Source organism: Bradyrhizobium sp. NP1 (assembly GCF_030378205.1).
GTDB lineage: Bacteria > Pseudomonadota > Alphaproteobacteria > Rhizobiales > Xanthobacteraceae > Bradyrhizobium.
This window is the reverse complement of record NZ_CP127385.1, coordinates 4,217,785-4,238,043: the sequence shown is the minus strand read 5'-3', so window position 1 is coordinate 4,238,043 and position 20,259 is coordinate 4,217,785. Positions and strand designations below refer to the sequence as shown.

Sequence of the window (20,259 nt, the reverse complement as noted above, 5' to 3'; positions counted from 1 at the left end):
CACGGCGCGCTTTCACGTCGCCGCGACGGATAGCTCATGGGATCTTCTGGGGAAAAGCGACGCACCAATCGCGTCAGGTTTGAGCGCGGCGTCACGTGCCGCATGATGGCGATCGACGGAACGTGGCAGCGCACCTGCATCATGGAGGACGTGTCGCAAACCGGCGCCAAGCTGACCATCGACGGCACCGTTCAGGGCTTGCCCGTCAACGAGTTTTTTCTGGCGCTGTCCTCGACGGGCCTCGCCTACCGCCGCTGCCAGCTGGTGTGGCTGAACGGCGACCAGATGGGCGTCGCGTTCCTGCAACCGGGGCAGACGCGGGCCAGGACAAGTTAGGCCGAGACAAGCTAAAGCGCAGGGGGATCAGGTTGGATCGCCATCGCGCTTTAGATTTTTGATTGAGCATGATCTTTTCGGAAAACCGCTCCACACTTTTCCGGATCATGCTGTAGGCCGGCGCGCCGGCAGGGACCAAAAGGAAAGGTCAATCCCGTTTCGCTAGAGTATCAGACATGAGAGTCATGATCCGCCTTGCGGTTGCTCTCCTTGTGCTTCATTTCCTGGATGAGCAATACAACGATGCTCGCTTGACGCGGGCGACCGTGACTGTGCTTTCCAATGTCGCGAGATCATTCGGGTAAGCTCAGACGATCGCGCACGCACGCGCCGATTTGCGTCCGCTTCGACAGCCTGGCGTCGAGGTCATGTCACGCCGTTCGTCCCGCTTGCAGCGCCAGGCGCACCATGCGCGCCAGCTCCGGCTTGCGATAGGGTTTTGCGAGCAGCAGCACGCCTTCGTCGAGGCGGCCGTGATGCACGATGGCGTTGTCGGTATAGCCTGAGGTGTAGAGCACGGCGGTGCCCGGCCGCAGCGTTGTTACGGTCTGCGCGAGGTCGCGTCCGCTCATGCCGCCCGGCATGATCACGTCGGTGAACAGGAGATCGAACCGCTCGCCTTTGTCGAGGAGCGCCAGCGCCGAGCGGCCGTCGGCGGCGGCGATGGTCTTGTAGCCGAGGCTTTGCAGCTGGGCGGCGACGAAATTGCGCACCATCGCATCGTCCTCGACCACCAGGATGGTCTCGCTGCCGCCGGTGACCGGCGCTGCGGCGAGGGGCACGTGCTCGGGCCGCGCGTGCGCCGGCGGCAGATAGAGCCGGATCGTGGTGCCGTGGCCCGGCTCGCTGTAGATCTTGATGTGCCCATCCGACTGCTTCACGAAGCCATAGACCATGGAGAGGCCGAGGCCGCTTCCCTTGCCGGCTTCCTTGGTGGTGAAGAACGGATCGAAGGCTTTCTCCAGCACGACCTGTGGCATGCCGCTGCCGGTGTCGCTGACCGCGAGCATCACGTAAGGACCGGGACGGACGTCCGGATTGGCCTGCGCGTAGGCCTCGTCGAGCACGACGCTTTCGGTCTCCAGCAGCAGCTTGCCGCCGTTCGGCATCGCGTCGCGCGCGTTGATCGCCATGTTGAGGATGGAATTGGCGAGCTGCGACGGATCGATATGGGCGGCCAGTTCCTGCTTCGCCAGCGCGGTCCTGATCTCGATCTGCTGGCCGAGCGTCGGGCGCAGGAGTTTCGCGATATCCGCAACCGTCTCGTTGACGTCGATGTCGCGCGGCTGCAACGGCTGCTTGCGGGCGAAGGCGAGCAGGTGCTTGACGAGATCGGCGCTGCGCTGGGCCGCGTCGTCGATCAGTCTGGCGACCGCCAGCAGGTCGGGGCGGTCCTTGAGGCCGTCGACCAGCGTCTCCGACGTGCCGGTGATGACGGTCAGCATGTTGTTGAAGTCATGCGCCACGCCGCCGGTCAGCTTGCCGATCGCGTCGAGCTTCTGCGCCTGTTGCAGCTTGCGCTCGGTTTCGCGCGAGGCGGTGGAGTCGTGATAGACCAGCGCGGCGCCTGCGACCGTCCCCGCGGCATCGCGCAGGGGCCGGCCGCTGATCACCAGATGCACCGGGTCACGGCCGCTGGCGGGCCGCACCAGTATCTCCATCTCGTTGAACTCCTCGCCGCGCAGCGCGCGCGCCGAGGGCATCTCGTTCGGCGTGATCGGGGTCGAGCCATCGCTGCGAAAAACCGTGCTGAGCGACTGCAGGTTCGACACGTTCATGCCGGACCTGTAGCGCAGCATGCGCTCGGCGGCCGGATTGGAGAGCAGCACCTCGCCCGTGGTGTCGATGACGAGCACCGCTTCGGCCATGCTGGTGAATGTGCTCTGCAGGACGGCGATCGAGCTGCGCAGTTCCTCGTGGGCGGCCACCAGATGCGCGGTGCGCTCGGCAACCGCCGCCTCGAGCGCCTCGTTGGCAGCCTGCGAGGCGCTGAGCGAGGTCGTGAGCTGGCGCCGCTCGCGGCCCGCCCCGCGGATCAATAGTCCCGCCAGCAGCACGATCAGCGCCGCGCCGCAGAGGTCGATCGCCAGCAGGATCTGGCCGCTTTGCTGCGAACGGGCGGCGCGGATCGCGAGCAGCCGCTCTTCCTCGGCGCTCAGGCGATCGAAATTGGCGTTCACCGTCTCCATCAGCGAGCGGCCCTCGCGCCGACCCAAAAGCGCGTCGATGCCAGCCTTGTCGTTGGCCGATTGCAGGCGCACCAGCTCGTCGGTCACCGCGAGCCTGCGGCGCACCAGCGGCTCGGTGGCATCGAGCACGTCGATCTGCGCCGGATTGTCCTTCGTCAGCTCCTTCAGCTCGGCGAAGGCTGGCGCGATCCGATCGACGGCTTCGCGGTATTCGCGGATGAAGTTCGGGTCGCTGGCAAGCACGAAGCCGCGCCCGACGCTTTCGGCGAGGCGGACCAGAAGCCTGAGGTCGGAAATTTTCTTCTGTACCCCGAGGGTGTGGTTCACCCGCTCGGCGTCGGAACGCGATTTCACATCGAGACCGATCGAGGCGGCACTGATGATGAGAAGAACGGCGAGGCCAATTCCGAGGAGAACACGCTGCGAGGGCATTGCTTTCCGGCAGATAGAGCAAATCTGACGTCCGCCCCACCTAGCCGCGAGCTACCGCGAAGCGAATGTCAAATGCGAGGCTCCACCAGAATGCCGGATTTTGCTAGTGGTCATTTGATTTCGGCACGCGCAAAAATCCCTCACAAAGGAGGGAGCGAGTGTTGGGGTTGGAACACTCGTTCTGTGTTCGGTCTCGGCGGGAGGCCGCCGCACAGCGATCCGGGCGCTGTTGCGCGCCGGAATCCGGCTAGTGTCCCGATTCCGAAGTTCGCATCGTTCTGCGGCCCCTCGTTTGCGAACTTCGGAATCGAAGGGACACTAGCAACTTATTGATCTAGTGTGGCTTTGGTTCAGAAGTCCGCACGACGAACTTGCGGCGATAATGATGCGGACTTCTGAACCGCCACACTAGACAGTCTCGGAACCATTTGGCCGGCGCGGGCTTGGAAGCGTCCCGCGGCATTGTGTGCGGACATGTCACGCAAAGCAGGCGGCGCGAGCCTCGCGCCGCCTGCTCTGTCAGGTGTAGCTGATGCTACGGGCAGGGATGCCGCATCCCGTCATAGCCGAGATAGGTGCCGGAGGCCGGATCGTAGGAGCGATAACGCTGCGCGCAATAGGCAGGGTCAGCGCCGCCGCCGCCGACCACGGCGACCGCGCCGTCATCGACATAGCCGCCGTCGTAATAGGCTACGCCGCCATTGTCATCGTAGTAGTCGGGGCCGCCATAATAGGCGTAGGAGTCGCCCGCCGCGATCGCAGCGCCGGCGACCGCGCCTGCCGCAACGGCGCCAGGCCACCAGCCGCGATTATGGCGATAGCCGCCGCCGCCGTTCCAGGCGGTACGTCCGCCGCTCCAGGTGCGGCCACCGCCGCTCCATGCCGCGCCGCCCGGACGTGCGTCAACCGGGCCGGCCGCGAAGCGAGCCGCCGGTGCGCCGCCGCCCATCGTGGGCGCAGTACCGACGCGCATGCCACCACCGCCGCCGCCGGCGCGCATGCCACCACCACCGCCAGCGCGCATCCCGGCACCGCCGCCGGCGTGAGCGCCTGCGGACACGGCGCCCCTACCGCCGCCGACCCGATCGGCCTGGGCATAGCTGGCGGTCGATGCCATCACGGGCACAAGCAACGCGAGTGCGGCAACGGTACTTAAAAACGTCTTGCTGGTCATTGTTCTGGACTCCATCTGCGAGATAGGGGTTAAACCCGCTGGTCATGCGGACGTTCCCGGGATGGACCCCGAAACCATCGTGATCGGCTGTGCGGCCCGGTTTGGCCGGCGATAGCCTCGTTACTGGACAATTTGAGCCGCCGATGGCATCAGGGGTCGCAAATCAGAGGTCAAGCCGCCGCATGAAACAGTTTTTCCTCAAGCTCTTCACATGGTGGAACAGCCAGACCTTCGGGACCCAATTGTGGACCTGGCGGTTCGGCGAGCTGGTCGGCCAGGACGAGCAGGGCAACCGCTACTACCGGACGCGTGGCGGCAAGATTGACCCCACGCTGCACTTCGAGCGCCGCTGGGTGATCTATAATGGCTATGCCGAGGCGAGCCGCATTCCCCCCGCGTGGCACGGGTGGATTCACCACACCGTCGACGTGCCGCCCACCGCGGAGAACTACGTGCCGCGGGAATGGGAAAAGTCCCACGTTCCCAACATGACGGGAACGCCGCAGGCCTATCGGCCCTCCGGCTCGACGCTGGCGAGCGGCCGGCGGCCGAAGGCGACCGGCGACTACCAACCCTGGACGCCGGGAAGCTGAAGCCCGCGCGGCGAAGCGCGGCTGTGAACAGCGTGAACTGCGGGGACATCGGTTGCGCGCCTGCTTGCGCTCGACCCGCGCGTGAGGCTCAATAGGGTCATCTTACGGAGATGGGAAACCATCGCGTCGGGTCGGGCAACAGAATCGCGACTGTCCCGATATGCAGCGGCCACCGAGTAGGATGCGGCCGGGAGATAGGCCCCCGGTGCAGCGGTCCTGAAATCGCCCGCTAATGTGTGGCTGCCGTGAGACGGAAAGGCCGCCTGGGAAACCGGGCGGCCTTTTTCTGTTTGCGATCCGCGGCTATGCCAGCCGCGCCGCGGCCTGCTGCATCTTCTCCGCGCGCCGTGCCTGCGCTGGCGCGATCCGCTCCCTGATCATCGCGACGAGCTCGGCCGGCGCGGTATCGGGCGAGCCGGATGTGAAGGGTGGCGCCGGGTTGTATTCGATCCGGAGCTGGATCGCCTCGGCGGTGCGGCGGTCGAGCATCAGCGACACCAGCGTCAGCGCGAAATCGATGCCGGCGGTGACGCCGCCGCCGGTGATGCGGTTGCGGTCGATGCAGACCCGTGTCGGGGTCGGGATCGCGCCGAAGGCGGTGAGGAAATCCATCGCGGTCCAGTGCGTCGCGGCGCGATAGCCCCGCAGCAGCCCGGCGGCGCCGAGCACCAGCGAGCCGGTGCAGACCGACGTGACGTATTGCGCGCGCGCCGCCTGACGGCGCAGGAAGGCCAGCACCTCCTCGTCATTGACCAGGTCGTCGGTGCCGAGCCCGCCCGGCACGCAGATCACATCGAGTTGCGGGCACTCGGCAAAAGTCGTGGTCGGCGTCAGCGTCAGCACGGAATCGCTGGGCACGGGCTCGATGCGTTTCCAGATCAGGTGCACCTGCGCGCCCGGCACGCTGGAGAACACCTGCACCGGACCGGTGAGGTCGAGCTGGGTCACGCGGGGAAAGATCACGAAACCGATCTGAAGCGGCGTCGACATGAGAGAGCCTTTCAAATGCGCTTGACCTGATCATCCTCGCATGGTGGGTTATTGTCCGAAATGGCATATTTCCCTCGTTTCTGGACATTTCGGACTTATCGCTTCAAGGCGTGAGCGCGATGATCGGCATCCTGGTGTTTCCCGATTTCCAGGTCCTGGACGCAGCCGGGCCGATCTCGGTGTTCGAGATCGCCGGCCGCTTCGCGGGCCAGGCCGCGCCCGCCATCCGTGTGGTGGCTGAAAATGCTGGCCTGGTGCGCAGCTCCTCGGGAGTGGAGATGCTGGCGCGGGGCCTGCGGCCGGCTTCGGCGCTGACCACGCTGATCGTGGTCGGCGGGGAGGGCGTGCGCACGGCGGCGCGCTCCGCCACCACGATCGCCTTCGTGCGCGCGGCCGAGCGGCGCGGCGTGCGCGTGGCCAGCGTCTGCTCCGGCGCCTACATTCTCGCGGAAGCCGGCCTGCTCGATGGCCGGCGCGCCACCACGCATTGGGGACGTACGCGGCATTTCCTGTCAGCCTATCCGAAGGTGAAGCTCGAAGCCGACCAGATATTCGTCCGCGACGGCAACATCTGGACCTCGGCCGGCATCACCGCCGGCATCGATCTTGCGCTTGCCATGGTGGCGGAGGATTTCGGCGACGAGATCGCGCAAAAGACCGCGCGCCAGCTCGTGCTCTATCATCGCCGCAGCGGCGGCCAGTCGCAATTCTCCTCGCTGCTGGAATTGAAGACGCCGAACGGGCGCTTCGGAGGGCTGCTGAGCTGGGCGCGCGAGCATCTCGACGAAAAGCTTTCGGTCGACCAGCTGGCCGAGCGTGCCGGCATGAGCGCGCGGCACTTCGCCCGCGCCTTCACCGCCGAGACCGGCACGACGCCGTCGAAGGCCATCGAGCGGCTGCGCGTCGAGGTGGCCCGCGCCCGCGTGCAGGCGTCCGGCGAAGCGATCGAGCGCGTGGCGGAGGCGACGGGCTTTCGCGATCCGGAGCGGATGCGGCGCGCCTTCATCCGCGCCTTCGGGCAGCCGCCGCAGGCGCTGCGCCGCGCGGCGCGGGCGGGGTGAGCGGTTTCGCTCGAGGGCGTGGACTCACGAAGCGCTCATATCCGCCGATGACAGCGATCCGGTAGCAGCGTTCTATGGCGCTCTGATTTCCTGTCGCAGCACGCCGTCTTTATCATAGGCGACATCTGCGACCTCCCATCCTCCGCCGAGGGTGCGATAGAGATTGACGAGATCAATCGCGATCTGCGTATCGCTGTCGGCAAGATCGTTTTCACTCTGCAGCAGCTGGGCCAGTGTCGCGATGATATTCAGGAAGTCGATCGCGCCCTCCGAGTAGCGTTGCCTGGCGGCTTGCAGGGCGGCCTGATTTTCCGTGACCGACCGGGCAATCTCGGCGCGCCGCAGTTGCGCTTCGCGATAGGCCGTCAGGGCATCATCGACCTCCTTCCAGGCCCGCAACACCGTTTTCTGAAAGAAGATGGCCGCTTCCCGTTGTTGCGATTCGCGGAGCGTCAGGACGCCCCGCAACCGCCCGCCTTCGAAGATCGGAATGGAGATCGACGGCCCCACCGCGAATGCGGCCGACGCCGGGGTGAACAGATTGCTCAGGTGCAAGCTTTCCGCATTGAGCGCGCCGTTCAATGTCACGTCGGGGTAGAAGCTCGCCACCGCGACGCCGGTCTGTGCCGTGGCTTCATGCAGGCGCGCCTCGGCTTCGCGTACGTCCGGGCGGCGGCGCACGAGCGTCCCGGGCAAGCCCACCGGAACCCTGCGCGGCGGGCGCGGCAGCATCCGGGAGCGGCGCAACTCGGCCTCGAGCGCGCGGGGAGCGTCGCCCAACAGCAGTCCGATGGCATTGATGAGCTCCGCCTCCTGGATCCGCAACGGCGGCAGGCTCGCGGCGATGGTGGCCCGTTGAGCCCGGGCTTGCGACAGGTCGAGCGTGGTGGCGACTCCGCTACCGAAACGCGTGTTCACAAGCTCGACGTTCTCATCGGCCAGACGGAGGTTGCGTTTCGCGATCTCAAGCCGGTTCTGCGTTCCGCGCAATTGCACGTAGCTTTGCGCCAGTTCGGTGAGCGCCGCGAGCGCGACGCCGTGCCGGTTCTCCACGGCCGCCAGGGTGTTGGCGTCGGCTGCTTCCACGGCTCGCCGAACGCGGCCGAACAGGTCGAGTTGCCATGATGACGTCAAGCCATCTCGGAACAGGGCGTATTCCAAAGGCGCGCCGGGCGCAGGCGTGAGCAGAGAGAGCGGGCCGTTCGGGCTCTGCCGATTATAAGTCGTCAAGGACTGCCCTTCGACGTGCGGCAGTCCCTGTGAAACCGCGACTTGGCGCTGCGCCACGCTCTGGACCACGCGTTCCGCCGCGGTCTTGAGATCAAGGTTTTGCAGCGCCAGCCGTTCGACGAGCGAGGAAAGCTCGGGGTCGCGGAAGCTCTTCCACCATGCCGGATCGATCTTGCCCTCGACGGTTCGGCTGGGCACCTCCGCGGTCTCTAGCGGCGTCCGCGCTGGCGCCGCAGCAATCTCCGGCCGCTGGTAGTCCGGCCCAACGATGCAGCCGGCCAGACCGATGCCCAACATCGGACCGGAGAGGCGCGCCGCAAGAGGTAAGGCACGCACCAATCAATGCCCGGTCACGCGGTCGTTTGATCTGCGCTGCTCATCCACGACGTCCTCCAGTCCCGTATGAATGGTGGTCTCGACCGACAGGCCAACGCGCAGAAGCTTAGCCAAAGGCTGCCCGGGCGTCACCACGATCTTGACCGGCAGCCGTTGCACGATCTTGGTGAAGTTGCCGGTGGCATTGTTGGGCGCGATGGGCGCAAAGGCCGCGCCGGAAGCCGGAGGGACGCTGTCCACTTTGCCCCGGAGGTCGACGTCATAGGCGTCCAGATGGATCGTGACCGGCTGGCCGCTGCGGACATGCAGCAGATCCACTTCGCGATAGTTCGCTTCGATGTAGGCCTGGTCGAGAGGCACAACCGTCATCAGCGTCGTGCCCGCGCCGACATAGTTCCCGACCTGTACGGATCGCTCACCTGCCATCCCGTCGATCGGCGCTCGAATCTGCGTATAAGACAAGTTCAGCTTGGCTTGTTCAAGTCGAGCCTCATCGGCCTTCACCGCTGCTTCCGTCGCAGATCGCTGGGCCTCGAGCACGTCCAATTGCCGGCGCGCCGCGTCGAGCGAGGCCTCGGCGCCGTCAAGCGAGGCCTGGGCCTCCTGAAGCGCGCTGTCCGCCTGCTGGTGTTCCTGCATGGTGCCGGCTCCCGTCACGGCGAGATTGCCGTAGCGCCGTGCATTGTCCTGAGCGAAGGTGAGCTTGGCGCGCGCCGATGCAACGGCGGCTTGCTGTTCTTTGATGATCGACGGCTGGCGCGACACGGTCGCGGAGATTTCTTCCAATTGGGATCTGTCGCGCGCGACTGCCGCCTCGGCGGAAGCGAGCGCGGTTTCATTGTCGCGCGGGTCGAGCGTCGCGAGCACTTGTCCTGATTTGACGACGTCGTTGTCGTCAACCGGCACTGTGGCGACCTGACCGGAGATGCGCGGTGCGATCGTGGCGTAATGAACCATCACATAAGCATCGTCGGTCCATACGTCCGGACGTGGCCGGAAAATGATGTACAGCACCGTCGCGGCAAAGATCACGACGACCAGTCCGGCCAGAGCGAGAGGCCAGCGCGGCAGAGGCCTGGGAAGCTTGTCGGCTTCCTGCACCTCCCGTTCCTTCGAATTTTCATTCTTCGGTTGGGTTTGATCGTCGTTCTCGCGCGCTGAAGCCGGCTTCGGCTTTTCGTTCCGCTTCGGCTCGGCGGGGCGCGTCTCGAGTTCGGCTACGTCGTCGGCCATGCGCGTTTCCTAGTGCTTTGCAAAGAGGATGCGCGGCGGGATGGTGCGGGCAGGCAGGGTCATCACCACGACCATCAAGAACACGGTCAGGGCTCCGAGGATGAGGAAGGTGTCGCTCGTCGATAAGATCGTTACCTGCTGCTCGACGGCGTGGCTGAAGGCTTCCAGGCTGTTCAGCACGCGGGGCTGACCGTTTGGCATCAACGGAGGTGGATACTGGGGCAGCACGCCGTTGCCCTGGATCACCCGCCAGCGGTCCTGGCCAGCCTCGTCGATGATGCGGTCGGAATGCAACGCGTTGCGCCAGCGATCGATCAACGCCAGGAACCAGACGCTCGCTGCCTCGGCGAGGGCGCGCGGTGTGTTAACCAGCGCGGACGCGAAAGGGCCTTCTGCCGGGCTGGCAACGGTATTGGTGGCCATCATCAGCAGCGGCATGACCACCATCGGTTGACCGACCGCCTGGAGCAGCTGCCAAAAATAGAATTGATCCCGGTTCCAATAAATCGTCAGAAAGGACGAGCCGATGCAGGATGCCAGGATCAATCCCAGCCCCAGCAAGCTGACGACGCGCGAATCGACCCGCTTGTAATCCAACAGCAGCGCCATGGCAGGCAGCATCGCGAGTTGCAGCGTCGCAATCTCCAGCGTGATCAGGTTGGATTGCAGCGGCCGGTAACCCTGCACTTCCTGCAGATATCGCAAGGGCACAGTGGAAGCCGATTGGCCGATAACCAGAAAGGTGAACAAGCCGAGCGCGCCGTAAGCGAAGTTGCGCCGGCCGAGCATCTGCAGCTTGAGAAGCGGCAAAGGGTGGAACCATTCATTGACCAGCAGCAACGGGATGGCGATGCCACTCACCAGGGCGAGGACGCAGATCAGCCGTGAGTTGAACCAGTCCAGCCGGTCGCCCTGATACAGCATGGTGCTCAAGGCGCCGGTCCCGATCACCAGAAGCAGCAGGCCGCGCCAGTCCAGCATTCTGAAGCGTTCGTATCTCGGCTGATCCTGAGGCAGGCAGTACCACACGAGAACGCCCGCCAGAGAGCAGAGCGGGATCGTTTGCAGGAACACGAAACGCCAATCCACGCTATCCGTCCAAAACGCGGCCACCGTCGAGGCCAGCGCAGGCGTGAAGGTCGCAGTCAACGCGTAGACGGCGAGGCCGTAAAGCCGGATGTTCGGGGTGAGAACACGCAAAGCCGTCGCCATCAGCAGCGGGATGATCAGGCCGCCCGCGAGCCCCTGCAGCAGCCGCAAGGCGTAGATCGCCTCGATGTTCGGGCTGAACGGGATCAGCACGCTCGAGGCTCCGCACAGCGCGACTGCAAACAGCGTCCAACGCCTCAAGGTGAAAGTCGTCAGCAGCCAGGGCGAGGTCGCCATGCCGATGATTTCTGCCGACACATACAGGCTCTCGATCCAGGTTTGGGAATCGTGGCTGATCCCAAGCGCACCGCTGACGTCGGTGAGCGCGATAGCTGTTACTTGATCGTTGAATTGGGACATCGTAGCAGCGATGAGCACACCGCCGAGGCCAAAGAGGGGCTTGATATCCATCGGATCTGCTAACTCTTCCCCGATAGGCAGAAGCTACTTGGAGCCGGAAAATTTATGTGACGCCGCAGCGCGCCGAATGCATGACGCTGACGTAGGGGGCTCCATCCGCCGACACCACTAAATTCCGTTTTAGAAAGGCTGGTCAGGCAGCCATCTGCACGGCAAGGCAGGCTTTCGCGATCCGAAGCGGATGCGGCGCGCCCGCCGTCGGCCAGCCCCGCAGGCGCCGCGCCGCGCGGACTGAAGCGGGACGAGGCTCAAGCCGTCGTCATGCGCCGGTTCTCAAACACCTGAAAGATGGACTCCCGGCATATGCCTCACGACGATGTAGGCTATCGCGATGACAATGAACGCAACGCCGATCCTTACGGCCAGATCGAGCACCCTGCCGGACAACGGATCGAGTGTTTCCTGCATGGTGATCCAGAGCAGTCGCGCGATGAGATGGATGACGCGATGCACCGGGGACGGCTCCTGATCTCGCGAAGTTCGACGACTCGCGTATTGCCGCCAATGCGATCACGTTTTCATGATACGCATCGGATGCACGACAACCTTCATTCGCCCGCAATGATGCGGAGCCAGTGGTGTCGCACGCGACGTTGGTCCACCACCTCCTTTCAGATCACCCGTTGCTTGTGAATATTCCCGGGCGCGACCGCGGTTCCTGGCACGCTTTTACGGTCGCCTTATGCAGGCGATCTCGATGCGCACGCGATGGCCTGTCGAGGAGCTCAAGGGCGCAGCTCGATCCGGCAATGGCCCATTGGACTAATGCGGCGCGTCGGGATGCCATCCGACCAGCGCGAGCATCGCGACGAAGCCGACGACATAGGCGATGACGATCGGCCAGCCGCCTCTGAGCCAAAGTCCCACCGACTTCGCCTCGGGATACATGTTTGACAGCGCAACGCCGGCGGAAGAGCCGAACCAGACCATCGAGCCGCCGAATCCGACGGCATAGGCGAGAAATCCCCAATCATAGCCGCCCTGCTTCAGCGCGAGCGCGGTGAGCGGAATGTTGTCGAACACCGCGGAGACGATGCCGAGCCCGAACGCGGTCGAGGCGCTGGCGGCCGGCAGCTTGTCGACCGGCATCATGGAGGCGGCCAGCACCAATGCGAGCAGGAAGATGGTGCCCTTGAAGCTCTCGGGCAGCACCGACCAGTCCGGCCGCCGCAGCACTGCCGTGACAAGCAGCGCGATCCACACCGCGAGCCCAAGCACGGGGAGGTGGTCCTGCACGATCGGGAAATAGACATTGGCGGTCACGTTCGCGGACATCGCCGCGAGCAGCACAATGGCGACGATGACGACCCGCGCCCGATCGATTTTCAGCCCGCTTGGCGGCTTGCCGACGATCGGCGAAAAACGCTGCTGCAGGATCGAAGCAGGGATGGCAAACACCAGCAATGCGGCGACCGCGCCGACATAGGCGTCGAGCACGGTGAGCGGGCTGACCCCGTCGATCCACATCATGGTGGTGGTGGTGTCGCCGACCACGCTGCCGGCGCCCCCGGCATTGGCCGCGGCCACAATCGCCGCGAGATAGCCGACATGGACCTTGCCGCGAAACACGTGGCGCGCCGCCGTTCCGCCGATCAGGGCGGCTGCGATGTTGTCGAGAAAGCCCGACAGCACGAACACGATGCACAACAGCAGCGTGCCGCCCTTCCAGTCGTGCGGCAGCAACGCCGGCATTTCGTCGGGAATCCGGCTCTCCTCGAAATGGCGCGACAGCAGCGCAAAGCCCATCAGCAGCAGAAAGAGATTCGCGAGCGTGACCCATTCATGCCGCATCAGCTCCGCCAGGCCGCCGACGCCGGGGCCGAACTTGAAGCCGGTGAAGGCGAGCTTGTAGGCGACGACCGCCGCAAGGCCGGCGAGTGCGATCGGCAGCGTGTGATGGTGGAATAGCGCGATGCCCGCCAGCGTCAGCGCGAAAAGGACGAACTCGAACGGTATGCCGTAGATCAGGATCGGAGCCAACATGACCTCTGTTCACCGCATCGACGGCGGATTGCTTGTCCCAGCCGCCGCGGCTATCGCGGGCGCGCGGCGGACGCAAGGCGGTCAATCGCCGCAAAGCTGACGACGCAGCCCTTTCAGCCCAGCGCCTTCAGCCAAGTTCCTTTAGCCAAGTTCCTTTAGCCAGGTCGCGATCTCGCTTGCGGCGATATTGGCCTGCGGCAGCAGCTTGCCCATGGTGAAGAAGCCGTGGAACTGGCCGGGAAAGCTGCGCCAGGTCACGCTCACGCCGGCCTCTTTCAGCCGCTTCGCGTACTCGTCGCCCTCGTCGCGCAGGGGATCGGCGCCGGCGGTGAGCACATAGGCCGGCGGCAGGCCGGCCAGCGTCTTCGCGCGCGCCGGCGAGGCGCGCCAGTCGTTGATGTCGCCGTTGCCGATATAGTGGCCCATGAACCAGGTAACGACGGTGTGAGTGAGCAGCACCGAGGTCTCGGGCTCGCGGTGCGAGGGATGTTTTCGGGAAAAATCAGTCGCTGGGTAGACCAGCACCTGGCCCGCGAGCTTCGGGCCGTCGCCGTCGCGCGCGGCGAGCGCGACCACGGCAGCGAGGTTGCCGCCGGCGCTGTCGCCGCCCACCACAAGGCGCGTCGCGTCGATGCCGAGCGCGGAGGCATTGGCGGCGATCCATTTCACCGCCGTGATCGCATCGTCGACGGCGGCGGGGAATTTGTGCTCGGGCGCAAGCCGGTAGTCGACGGCGATGACGATCATCTCCGCTTCATCGGCGAGCTTGCGGCAGGCCACGTCATGGGTCTCGAGATCGCCGATCACCCAGCCGCCGCCATGAAAGAATACCAGACAGGGCGCAAGCCCATTCGTTTGGCGCAGCTTGTTCGGGATATAGCGGCGCGCCGGGATCGCACCATGCGCGGCGGGGATCGAAAGCGGCTCGACCGATTTCAGCTCCGGCGGCTCGGGGTTGGTGACGAGGCGCGCGGCGAGGTAATAGGCGCGCGCTTCTGGCGCGGTCAGCGTCTCGTAAGGCGGCCGGCCGGCTTCCTGGAAGGCCTTGTAAACGGCGCTGGCATCGGCATCGAGAACGACGGGCATGTTGAACGAACCTGCTTTGCTGCGGGAATGGTGATGGGTTAGGCGGCGGTGCGGCCGCCGTCGACGGTGTAGGCTGAGCCGGTGACGTAGCTCGCCTCGTCGGAGGCGAGGAAGGCGACGATGGATGCGACTTCGGCAGGCCGCCCGAGGCGGCGGGCCGGAATCCGCTCGACGAGCTTGTCGTTGGGCGCGGGCGCGTTGACGCCGCTGCGGCCCTGGATGATGGCGCTGAGCATGCGGCTGTCGATCAGGCCGGGACAGACGCAGTTGACGCGCACGCCGGTACCCGTGCATTCCCATGCCGCGCTTTTGGTCAGCCCGATCACCGCATGCTTGCTCGCGCTGTAGACCGCGATCTGCGGCGAGCCGACGAGGCCCGCGATCGACGCGGTGTTGATGATGCTGCCGCGATTCTGCTTCAGCATGACCGGCAGCACGTGCTTCAAGCCGAGGAAGACGCCGACCACGTTGACGTCGATCACCTTGCGGAATGTTTCGAGCGGATAGTCGGTGATCGAGCGGATCTCGCCTTCTATCCCGGCATTGTTGTAGAAGACGTCGATCGAACCGAATTTCTCCACTGTGGCGCGGACATTGCCTGCGACCTCGTCCTCGTCAGTGACATCGGCGGCAAGCGCGAGCGCCTGCGCTGAGGCCGGCAGGTCGCGGATCGCGGCTTTCAGGTCGCCCTCGCGGCGGTCGACGGCGACGATCCGCGCGCCGCGCTCAGCGAGGAGCTGCAGGGTGGCGGTTCCAATGACGCCGGCGGCTCCCGTCACGACGGCGACCCTGCCGTCCAGGCGAATGCGATCGGCCATGCGATTTTCCCCATGTAAGCCGCCGCTGCCGGCGGTTTGAGCCGGCGCCCTGCCGACGTGACCCTGGTCGGCGACTATTTCAAACGAAAGGCGGGCCGGGAAGGGGTCGGCAGCCGCCCTTTCCCCGCCGTATTCGGCGTGTTAACCCGTCCGATGCGCGCGGCGGATAACGTGCGCCCCGATTCGATTTTTGATGCCGCAAACCATGTTCCGACCCATCGTCCTGACCGGTCTTGCGGCGCTGATCGCCGCCAGCGCACTGTTGTCTGTGCCGCCGGCCCAGGCGCAGATCGGCAACATCTTCTCCGATCCGCCGCTGCGCCCGCCCGGCAACATCCCCCGCGGCAATCAGCCGCCGCCGCCGGCCGATGATGACGAGGAGGTGCCGGCCTTGCCGCAAGGGCGGCTGTTGCCGACCCCGAACCGCCCCTTGCCGGGGCAGGGGGCGCCAGGACCGGGTGCGTTCCAGTCTCAGCCGCTTCCGCCGCCGCCGGGGACGACGGCCGTTCCACAGAACGTGCCGCCCGCGATTGCCGTCGCGCCGCCCGAGCCTGGCCAGAATGCGCAGCCTCCGGGGGCCAATCCGACACTGCCGGGACTGCCGCCTGGGCAGCGGCAGCCGAAAGGCGTGCCGCAGGTGCCCGCCAGCCTGCAGCCGGGCGACGAGGTCGTGACCGAACCGCCGGCGCAGAAGATCATCAACAAGAAGGCGAGCTTCTCCGGCCTCGACAAGATCACCGGCCGGATCATCAATTTCGATGAGGATATCGGCGAGACCGTCCAGTTCGGCGCGCTGCGGGTCAGGACCGACGCCTGCTACACGCGCCCCGCCACCGAAGCCGCCAATACCGACGCCTTTGTCGAGGTCGACGAGATCACGCTGCAGGGCGAGGTGAAGCGGATCTTTTCCGGCTGGATGTTCGCGGCCAGCCCCGGCCTGCACGGCATCGAGCACCCGATCTACGACATCTGGCTCACCGACTGCAAAAGTCCGGAGCAGACGGTGGTGAGCGCGCAGCCCGATCCGCCGAAGGCCGCGCCCGCGCCGCCGCCCGCGCAGAAGCGTCCGCCGCCGCCGAGGCAGGCGGCGCCACGTCCGCCGCCGGTGCAACAGCAGGTGCAGCAGCAACAGCCGCCGCCTCCGCCACCACCGCCGCCGCAATCAGGCGGCCTGTTCGGGATTTTCCGCTAGTAGGCGTTCGGACGAGACGCAGCGTCACGCCAGCGCCTGACGCCGCAATCATGCACGCGTCGCGATGATCGCGAGCGCCTCCGTGCCCGTGATCGGACGGTCGATCGCAAGCCTGGAGAAATCCGCGGGCTCGCCTGACACCGCCTTGTCGAGCAGCGCCGTATAGCGGCGGCGCGGGATTTCGATCGCACCAAAGCTCTTCAGATGCTCGGTAACATATTGCGTGTCGAGCAGCTCGAAGCCGCCGGCGATCAGCCGCGCCACGAGGTGCACCAGCGCGACCTTGGACGCGTCGCGGACGCGATGGAACATGCTCTCACCGAAGAAGGCGCGGCCAAGGCTGACGCCATAGAGCCCGCCGACGATGTCGTCGCCCTGCCAGACCTCGACGCTGTGGCAATGGCCGATCTCGTACAGCCGGCCGTAGAGATCGCGGATGCGCTTGTTGATCCAGGTGTCTTCGCGGCCTTGCTGCGGCTCCGCGCAGCCGTCGATCACGGCCTTGAACGCGCTGTCGACCGTGACGGTGAACACATCGGAACGCACGGTGCGCGCCAGTCGTGAAGCGATGCGAAAACCGTTGAGCGGAATCACGCCGCGCATCTCCGGTTCGACCCAGAACAGCGTCGGATCGTCGGCGCTTTCGGCCATCGGAAAGATGCCGCAGGCATAGGCGCGCAGCAGCACTTCGGGCGTGATTTCGGACGAGGCGGAGTCGCGCGAAGTCATGTGCGCGACAATATCAGGCGAAGCAACGCGCTGGCTAGTGGAGCGGACTTGATGTTTCGCTCCCGATTTGCCGCGATTCAAGCGAACGTCAAATCCAAAAGGTCCACCGGCTCGAACCGCTAGCTCGCCGCCGCGCTTGCAGGTTTCACTGCGGCCTGGTCTTGGCGGTCAAATCGCAGCACGATGCGCGTGCCGGCGTGGTCAGGATCGCGTTCCACGGTGGCGCCGAGCTTGCCAGCCATCGCCGAGACGATGCGCTGGCCCATGCCGGTCGAGCGCGGATCGGATTTGGCGTTGTAGCCGACGCCGTCGTCGGCGATCGAAAGCTCGATGTCGCCGCCCTTGCCGGCGAGATCGACGTGAATCGGACCGGCGCAGTCGGGATAGGCGTACTTGACCGCGTTCATGACGAGCTCGTTGACGATGATGCCGATCGCAACCGCGCGGTCCGGATCGATCTCGATCGGCTCGGCGCGCAGCGTCAGGCGCGACATGCGGTTGCCTTCGGCTGAACGGCGCAGATCCTCGAGCAGCGCGTCGAGATACTGGTTGAGCAGCACGCTTTTGAGGTCATGCGAGGTATAGAGCCGGCGATGCACCTGGGCCACCGCCGCGACGCGCCCCATCGCGTTGGTGAGCGCCGCCTTGACGTCGTCCTGGGTCGCCGAGCTTGCCTGCAGATGCAACAGCGAGGCGATGATCTGCAGTGAGTTGCCGACGCGATGGTTGACCTCGCGCAGCAGGAGCTCGCGCTCCGCCGCGAGCGCGGCAAAACGGTCGCGCGAGGCATGCACTTCGGCTTCCGCCTCGTCGCGCGCCCGCTGCAGCGCGGCCTGGCGCAGCGCGCTGTCGACGGCGACCTGCAGCAGCGGAATGAAGTCGCCCTGCACGTCCTTGACGAGATAGTCGGCGGCGCCCGCCTTCAGCGCGGTCACCGCGATCTGCGAATCCTGCGAGGCGGTCACGAACACGACCGGCGGCGCGTTCGGGATCGCCAGGATGCGCTCGAGCGTATCGAGGCCGTCGAAGCCCGGCATGTACTGGTCGAGCGCGATGACGTCGATGCCGCCTTGCGCGAGGCGATCGAGGCCCTCCGTTCCGCTTGCCGCATGCACGACCTTGAAGCCGAGCCGCGCCAGGCCGCGCTCGACCAGACGCGCCAGCACGTCGTCGTCATCGATGTAGAGCAGCGTGGGTGTTGCGGATTTCATGTTGCGGCCGAGGGCACCTGGATCACGGAGAAGAACAGGCCAAGCTGCCGGATGGCATTGGCAAAGCTCTCGTAGTTGACGGGCTTGGTGATGTAGACGTTGCAGCCGAGTTCGTAGCAGCGCTTGATCTCCTGCGAGTCGTCGGTGGTGGTCAGCACCACCACGGGCGTGCATTTCAGATGTTCGTTCTGCTTGACCTGGCGCAGAATATCGATGCCGGTCATGTCGGGCAGGTTCAAATCGAGCAGGATCAACAGCGCGTCGTCCTTTCGGACGGTACCCGAACCGTCCTTGCCGAACAGATATTCGACCGCTTCTGTACCGTTACTGAACGGGATGATCTCATTGTTGACACCGGATCGCCGAATGTTCCGCTCGATCAGCCGGGCGTGGCCTTCGTCGTCCTCGATCATGATAATGGTGACGGGCTTGTTCATGAATTCTCGTTCCGGTTACTGGCTGCCCATTGTATCGGCAATGTGATGGTGAAAGTGCTGCCCTGATTGAGTTCCGAGGAGACCGACATGGTTCCCCCGAGCCGCCGCACCAGGGCCCGGACATGGGCCAATCCGATGCCCTGGCCGGGCTTGTCCTGGGTTCCGGCGCGGCGAAAAAGGTCGAAAATGCGCTGATGATCCTTCGGATCGATGCCGCGGCCGTTGTCGGCGACCTCGAAAATCGCAAACCCGAGCTTGGTGCGGCCGCGCACCGTGATCCCGCCGGGACCTCCGGGCTTGAGGTATTTGATGGCGTTGTCGATCAGGTTGGAGAAGATCTGCTCCAGTGCGAGGCGATCGCTGACGATATCGGGCAGCGAGCCGATCTTGATCGTGGCATTGGCCTCGGTGGCCTGGTGGGCGAGGGTGGCGACGATCGCCTCGATCAGTTCGCACATGTCGATCCTGACCGGCTCGAACTGCCGGCGGCCTTCGCGGGTCAGGTTGAGGATTGCCGTGATCAGGCGGTCCATCTTGCCGATCGATGACTTGATGAAGCCGAGCGCTTCCGAAAAATCGTCGGAAAGCTGCTTGTCGGCGCCCTCCAGCACCGGCTCGGCGGCATCGCTCGCTATGTCGGGCGCGGGTGCGGCGGAAGCGACGCGGCGGAGCGAGGCGATGCGCCGGAAGATGTCGTTGCGCAGTTCCTCGAGCTCGCTGGTGAAGCCCATGATGTTGACCAGCGGCGAGCGCAGGTCGTGGCTCACGATATAGGCGAAGCGCTGGATCTCGTCGTTGGCTTCGCGCAGATCGGCGGTACGCTCGTCGACGGTCACTTCGAGGTTGACATTGGCGTCGCGCAGTTTCGCTTCCGCCTCGTCGCGCGCCCGCGTCGAGCGGCGAACCAGCAAGACCGAGATGCCGGCGAGCGCGACCACGAGCCCGGAGCCGGCGAGCGTCACCATCGAGGCGAGGCGCTGGCTGCGGTCGGCGTTGACGGCGCGCAGCGCGAACAGCCGGTCTTCCTCCCTGTGCATGGCATCGGCGACATCGCGGATCGCGGCCGTGGTGTCGCTGGCCGCGGCCTCGCGCACCAGCGCGGTGGCGCTGGCCGGGTCGCCGCGCTTGACGAGGTCCATCTCCTGCGCGAACTGGTCGAGCCGCAGCTTCACGGCCGCGCGCATCTTCGCGACGGAAGCGACCTGCACCGGATTGTCCGCCGTCAGCTGGCCGAGCTTGTCGAGCGCCGGCATGACCGCTCCGACCGCGCCCTGGTGGTCGGCGAGGAACTCCGGCGCCGACGTGAGCAGGTAGCCGCGCGCGGCGCTCTCGGCGCGGCGAACCTCGAGCAACAGCGTGTTCGTCTGGTTTTCCACCTCGATCGTATGCACGACCAGTGCATTGTCCTCGCGCGACTTGTTGACCAGGATCACAGAGGCGGTGCTGATCGCGACCAGCACCAGAAACCCCGCCGCGAGCAGCAGGGCTTGGCCGATGGCGCGCCTCGACACCCGGCTGGTGGTCCGATTCTGAAATTCGCTTCCCACTTGAGAAGGCACGTTTGCGAAGGTCGGAATTAAAGGACCACCAGCAAGACATTGATGCCAATGGCGCTTTGGATCCGACGTTCGCATCGAGAAAGGGCGGTAGATCGGTAGCG

The 20,259-nt window shown here is 65.4% G+C and carries 18 protein-coding genes; 4 read left to right on the top strand and 14 right to left on the bottom strand.

What is annotated here, in order from left to right; translation table 11 throughout:
• Positions 1–36: 36 nt before the first annotated feature.
• The gene (locus QOU61_RS20395) at positions 37–336 is read left to right on the top strand and encodes a PilZ domain-containing protein (protein WP_289652997.1); all 300 of its coding nucleotides are present in this window, start codon (positions 37–39) and stop codon (positions 334–336) included.
• 371 nt (positions 337–707) lie between these two features.
• On the opposite strand, the gene QOU61_RS20390 is transcribed toward QOU61_RS20395, so the two are convergent.
• Positions 708–2,957: a CHASE3 domain-containing protein gene (locus QOU61_RS20390; RefSeq protein WP_289652996.1), complete on the bottom strand. Its 2,250-nt coding sequence runs from the start codon at positions 2,955–2,957 to the stop codon at positions 708–710.
• Between the two features lie 535 nt (positions 2,958–3,492).
• On the bottom strand, positions 3,493–4,131 hold the full coding sequence (locus QOU61_RS20385; protein ID WP_289652995.1) for a BA14K family protein: 639 nt from the start codon (positions 4,129–4,131) through the stop codon (positions 3,493–3,495).
• A gap of 182 nt (positions 4,132–4,313) precedes the next feature.
• Between QOU61_RS20385 and QOU61_RS20380 the strand changes: the two genes are divergently transcribed.
• The gene (locus QOU61_RS20380) at positions 4,314–4,724 is read left to right on the top strand and encodes an NADH:ubiquinone oxidoreductase subunit NDUFA12 (protein ID WP_289652994.1); all 411 of its coding nucleotides are present in this window, start codon (positions 4,314–4,316) and stop codon (positions 4,722–4,724) included.
• Between the two features lie 303 nt (positions 4,725–5,027).
• Here QOU61_RS20380 and QOU61_RS20375 read toward each other — a convergent pair whose 3' ends face one another.
• On the bottom strand, positions 5,028–5,714 hold the full coding sequence (locus QOU61_RS20375) for a DJ-1/PfpI family protein (protein WP_289652993.1): 687 nt from the start codon (positions 5,712–5,714) through the stop codon (positions 5,028–5,030).
• A gap of 119 nt (positions 5,715–5,833) precedes the next feature.
• Between QOU61_RS20375 and QOU61_RS20370 the strand changes: the two genes are divergently transcribed.
• The gene (locus QOU61_RS20370; RefSeq protein ID WP_289661624.1) at positions 5,834–6,775 is read left to right on the top strand and encodes a GlxA family transcriptional regulator; all 942 of its coding nucleotides are present in this window, start codon (positions 5,834–5,836) and stop codon (positions 6,773–6,775) included.
• Between the two features lie 72 nt (positions 6,776–6,847).
• Here QOU61_RS20370 and QOU61_RS20365 read toward each other — a convergent pair whose 3' ends face one another.
• From QOU61_RS20365 to QOU61_RS20335, 7 genes are all read right to left on the bottom strand, one after another.
• Entirely contained in the window at positions 6,848–8,302 is a 1,455-nt protein-coding gene (locus QOU61_RS20365; RefSeq protein ID WP_289652992.1) for an efflux transporter outer membrane subunit, read from the bottom strand.
• A 42-nt stretch (positions 8,303–8,344) separates the two neighbouring features.
• Positions 8,345–9,574, bottom strand: a complete 1,230-nt coding sequence (locus QOU61_RS20360; RefSeq protein ID WP_289652991.1) for an HlyD family secretion protein — start codon at positions 9,572–9,574, stop codon at positions 8,345–8,347.
• 9 nt (positions 9,575–9,583) lie between these two features.
• The gene (locus tag QOU61_RS20355; RefSeq protein ID WP_289652990.1) at positions 9,584–11,134 is read right to left on the bottom strand and encodes an MFS transporter; all 1,551 of its coding nucleotides are present in this window, start codon (positions 11,132–11,134) and stop codon (positions 9,584–9,586) included.
• A gap of 282 nt (positions 11,135–11,416) precedes the next feature.
• Positions 11,417–11,596, bottom strand: coding sequence for a hypothetical protein (locus tag QOU61_RS20350; protein WP_289652989.1), 180 nt, complete (start codon positions 11,594–11,596; stop codon positions 11,417–11,419).
• Between the two features lie 309 nt (positions 11,597–11,905).
• Positions 11,906–13,126, bottom strand: coding sequence for an SLC13 family permease (locus tag QOU61_RS20345; RefSeq protein WP_289652988.1), 1,221 nt, complete (start codon positions 13,124–13,126; stop codon positions 11,906–11,908).
• A 141-nt stretch (positions 13,127–13,267) separates the two neighbouring features.
• Positions 13,268–14,212 carry a LipP1 family hormone-sensitive lipase gene (lipP1, locus tag QOU61_RS20340; RefSeq protein ID WP_289652987.1) on the bottom strand — a complete coding sequence of 315 codons (945 nt, stop codon included), beginning with the start codon at positions 14,210–14,212 and terminating at the stop codon, positions 13,268–13,270.
• A gap of 38 nt (positions 14,213–14,250) precedes the next feature.
• A complete protein-coding gene (locus tag QOU61_RS20335) occupies positions 14,251–15,030 on the bottom strand; it encodes an SDR family NAD(P)-dependent oxidoreductase (RefSeq protein ID WP_289652986.1) in 780 nt (259 codons plus the stop codon).
• Between the two features lie 205 nt (positions 15,031–15,235).
• On the opposite strand from QOU61_RS20335, the gene QOU61_RS20330 reads away from it, so the two are divergent.
• The gene (locus tag QOU61_RS20330) at positions 15,236–16,222 is read left to right on the top strand and encodes a DUF2155 domain-containing protein (RefSeq protein WP_289652985.1); all 987 of its coding nucleotides are present in this window, start codon (positions 15,236–15,238) and stop codon (positions 16,220–16,222) included.
• A 48-nt stretch (positions 16,223–16,270) separates the two neighbouring features.
• Here the strand turns inward: QOU61_RS20330 and aat are convergent, their stop codons facing one another.
• The 4 genes from aat to QOU61_RS20310 form a co-directional block, all read right to left on the bottom strand.
• On the bottom strand, positions 16,271–16,951 hold the full coding sequence (gene aat, locus QOU61_RS20325; RefSeq protein ID WP_289652984.1) for a leucyl/phenylalanyl-tRNA--protein transferase: 681 nt from the start codon (positions 16,949–16,951) through the stop codon (positions 16,271–16,273).
• Positions 16,952–17,070: 119 nt separating this feature from the next.
• Complete coding sequence (locus QOU61_RS20320) at positions 17,071–18,162, bottom strand: sensor histidine kinase (RefSeq protein WP_289652983.1); 1,092 nt, start codon at positions 18,160–18,162, stop codon at positions 17,071–17,073.
• Positions 18,159–18,599 carry a response regulator gene (locus QOU61_RS20315; protein WP_289652982.1) on the bottom strand — a complete coding sequence of 147 codons (441 nt, stop codon included), beginning with the start codon at positions 18,597–18,599 and terminating at the stop codon, positions 18,159–18,161. The genes QOU61_RS20320 and QOU61_RS20315 overlap by 4 nt, the downstream gene beginning before the upstream one ends.
• Positions 18,596–20,110, bottom strand: a complete 1,515-nt coding sequence (locus QOU61_RS20310) for a sensor histidine kinase (protein WP_289652981.1) — start codon at positions 20,108–20,110, stop codon at positions 18,596–18,598. Before QOU61_RS20310 ends, QOU61_RS20315 begins: the two co-directional genes overlap by 4 nt.
• Between the last annotated feature and the right edge of the window lie 149 nt (positions 20,111–20,259).

Bases quoted from the DNA above. Each gene is read 5' to 3' on its own strand.
- QOU61_RS20335 (WP_289652986.1), bottom strand. From the start codon at position 15,030: ATGGCCGATCGCATTCGCCTGGACGGCAGGGTCGCCGTCGTGACGGGA.
- QOU61_RS20390 (WP_289652996.1), bottom strand. From the start codon at position 2,957: ATGCCCTCGCAGCGTGTTCTCCTCGGAATTGGCCTCGCCGTTCTTCTC.
- aat (WP_289652984.1), bottom strand. From the start codon at position 16,951: ATGACTTCGCGCGACTCCGCCTCGTCCGAAATCACGCCCGAAGTGCTG.
- QOU61_RS20320 (WP_289652983.1), bottom strand. From the start codon at position 18,162: ATGAAATCCGCAACACCCACGCTGCTCTACATCGATGACGACGACGTG.
- QOU61_RS20365 (WP_289652992.1), bottom strand. From the start codon at position 8,302: ATGTTGGGCATCGGTCTGGCCGGCTGCATCGTTGGGCCGGACTACCAG.
- QOU61_RS20330 (WP_289652985.1), top strand. From the start codon at position 15,236: ATGTTCCGACCCATCGTCCTGACCGGTCTTGCGGCGCTGATCGCCGCC.
- QOU61_RS20360 (WP_289652991.1), bottom strand. From the start codon at position 9,574: ATGGCCGACGACGTAGCCGAACTCGAGACGCGCCCCGCCGAGCCGAAG.
- QOU61_RS20370 (WP_289661624.1), top strand. From the start codon at position 5,834: ATGATCGGCATCCTGGTGTTTCCCGATTTCCAGGTCCTGGACGCAGCC.
- QOU61_RS20355 (WP_289652990.1), bottom strand. From the start codon at position 11,134: ATGGATATCAAGCCCCTCTTTGGCCTCGGCGGTGTGCTCATCGCTGCT.
- lipP1 (WP_289652987.1), bottom strand. From the start codon at position 14,212: ATGCCCGTCGTTCTCGATGCCGATGCCAGCGCCGTTTACAAGGCCTTC.
- QOU61_RS20385 (WP_289652995.1), bottom strand. From the start codon at position 4,131: ATGACCAGCAAGACGTTTTTAAGTACCGTTGCCGCACTCGCGTTGCTT.
- QOU61_RS20380 (WP_289652994.1), top strand. From the start codon at position 4,314: ATGAAACAGTTTTTCCTCAAGCTCTTCACATGGTGGAACAGCCAGACC.
- QOU61_RS20395 (WP_289652997.1), top strand. From the start codon at position 37: ATGGGATCTTCTGGGGAAAAGCGACGCACCAATCGCGTCAGGTTTGAG.
- QOU61_RS20315 (WP_289652982.1), bottom strand. From the start codon at position 18,599: ATGAACAAGCCCGTCACCATTATCATGATCGAGGACGACGAAGGCCAC.
- QOU61_RS20375 (WP_289652993.1), bottom strand. From the start codon at position 5,714: ATGTCGACGCCGCTTCAGATCGGTTTCGTGATCTTTCCCCGCGTGACC.
- QOU61_RS20345 (WP_289652988.1), bottom strand. From the start codon at position 13,126: ATGTTGGCTCCGATCCTGATCTACGGCATACCGTTCGAGTTCGTCCTT.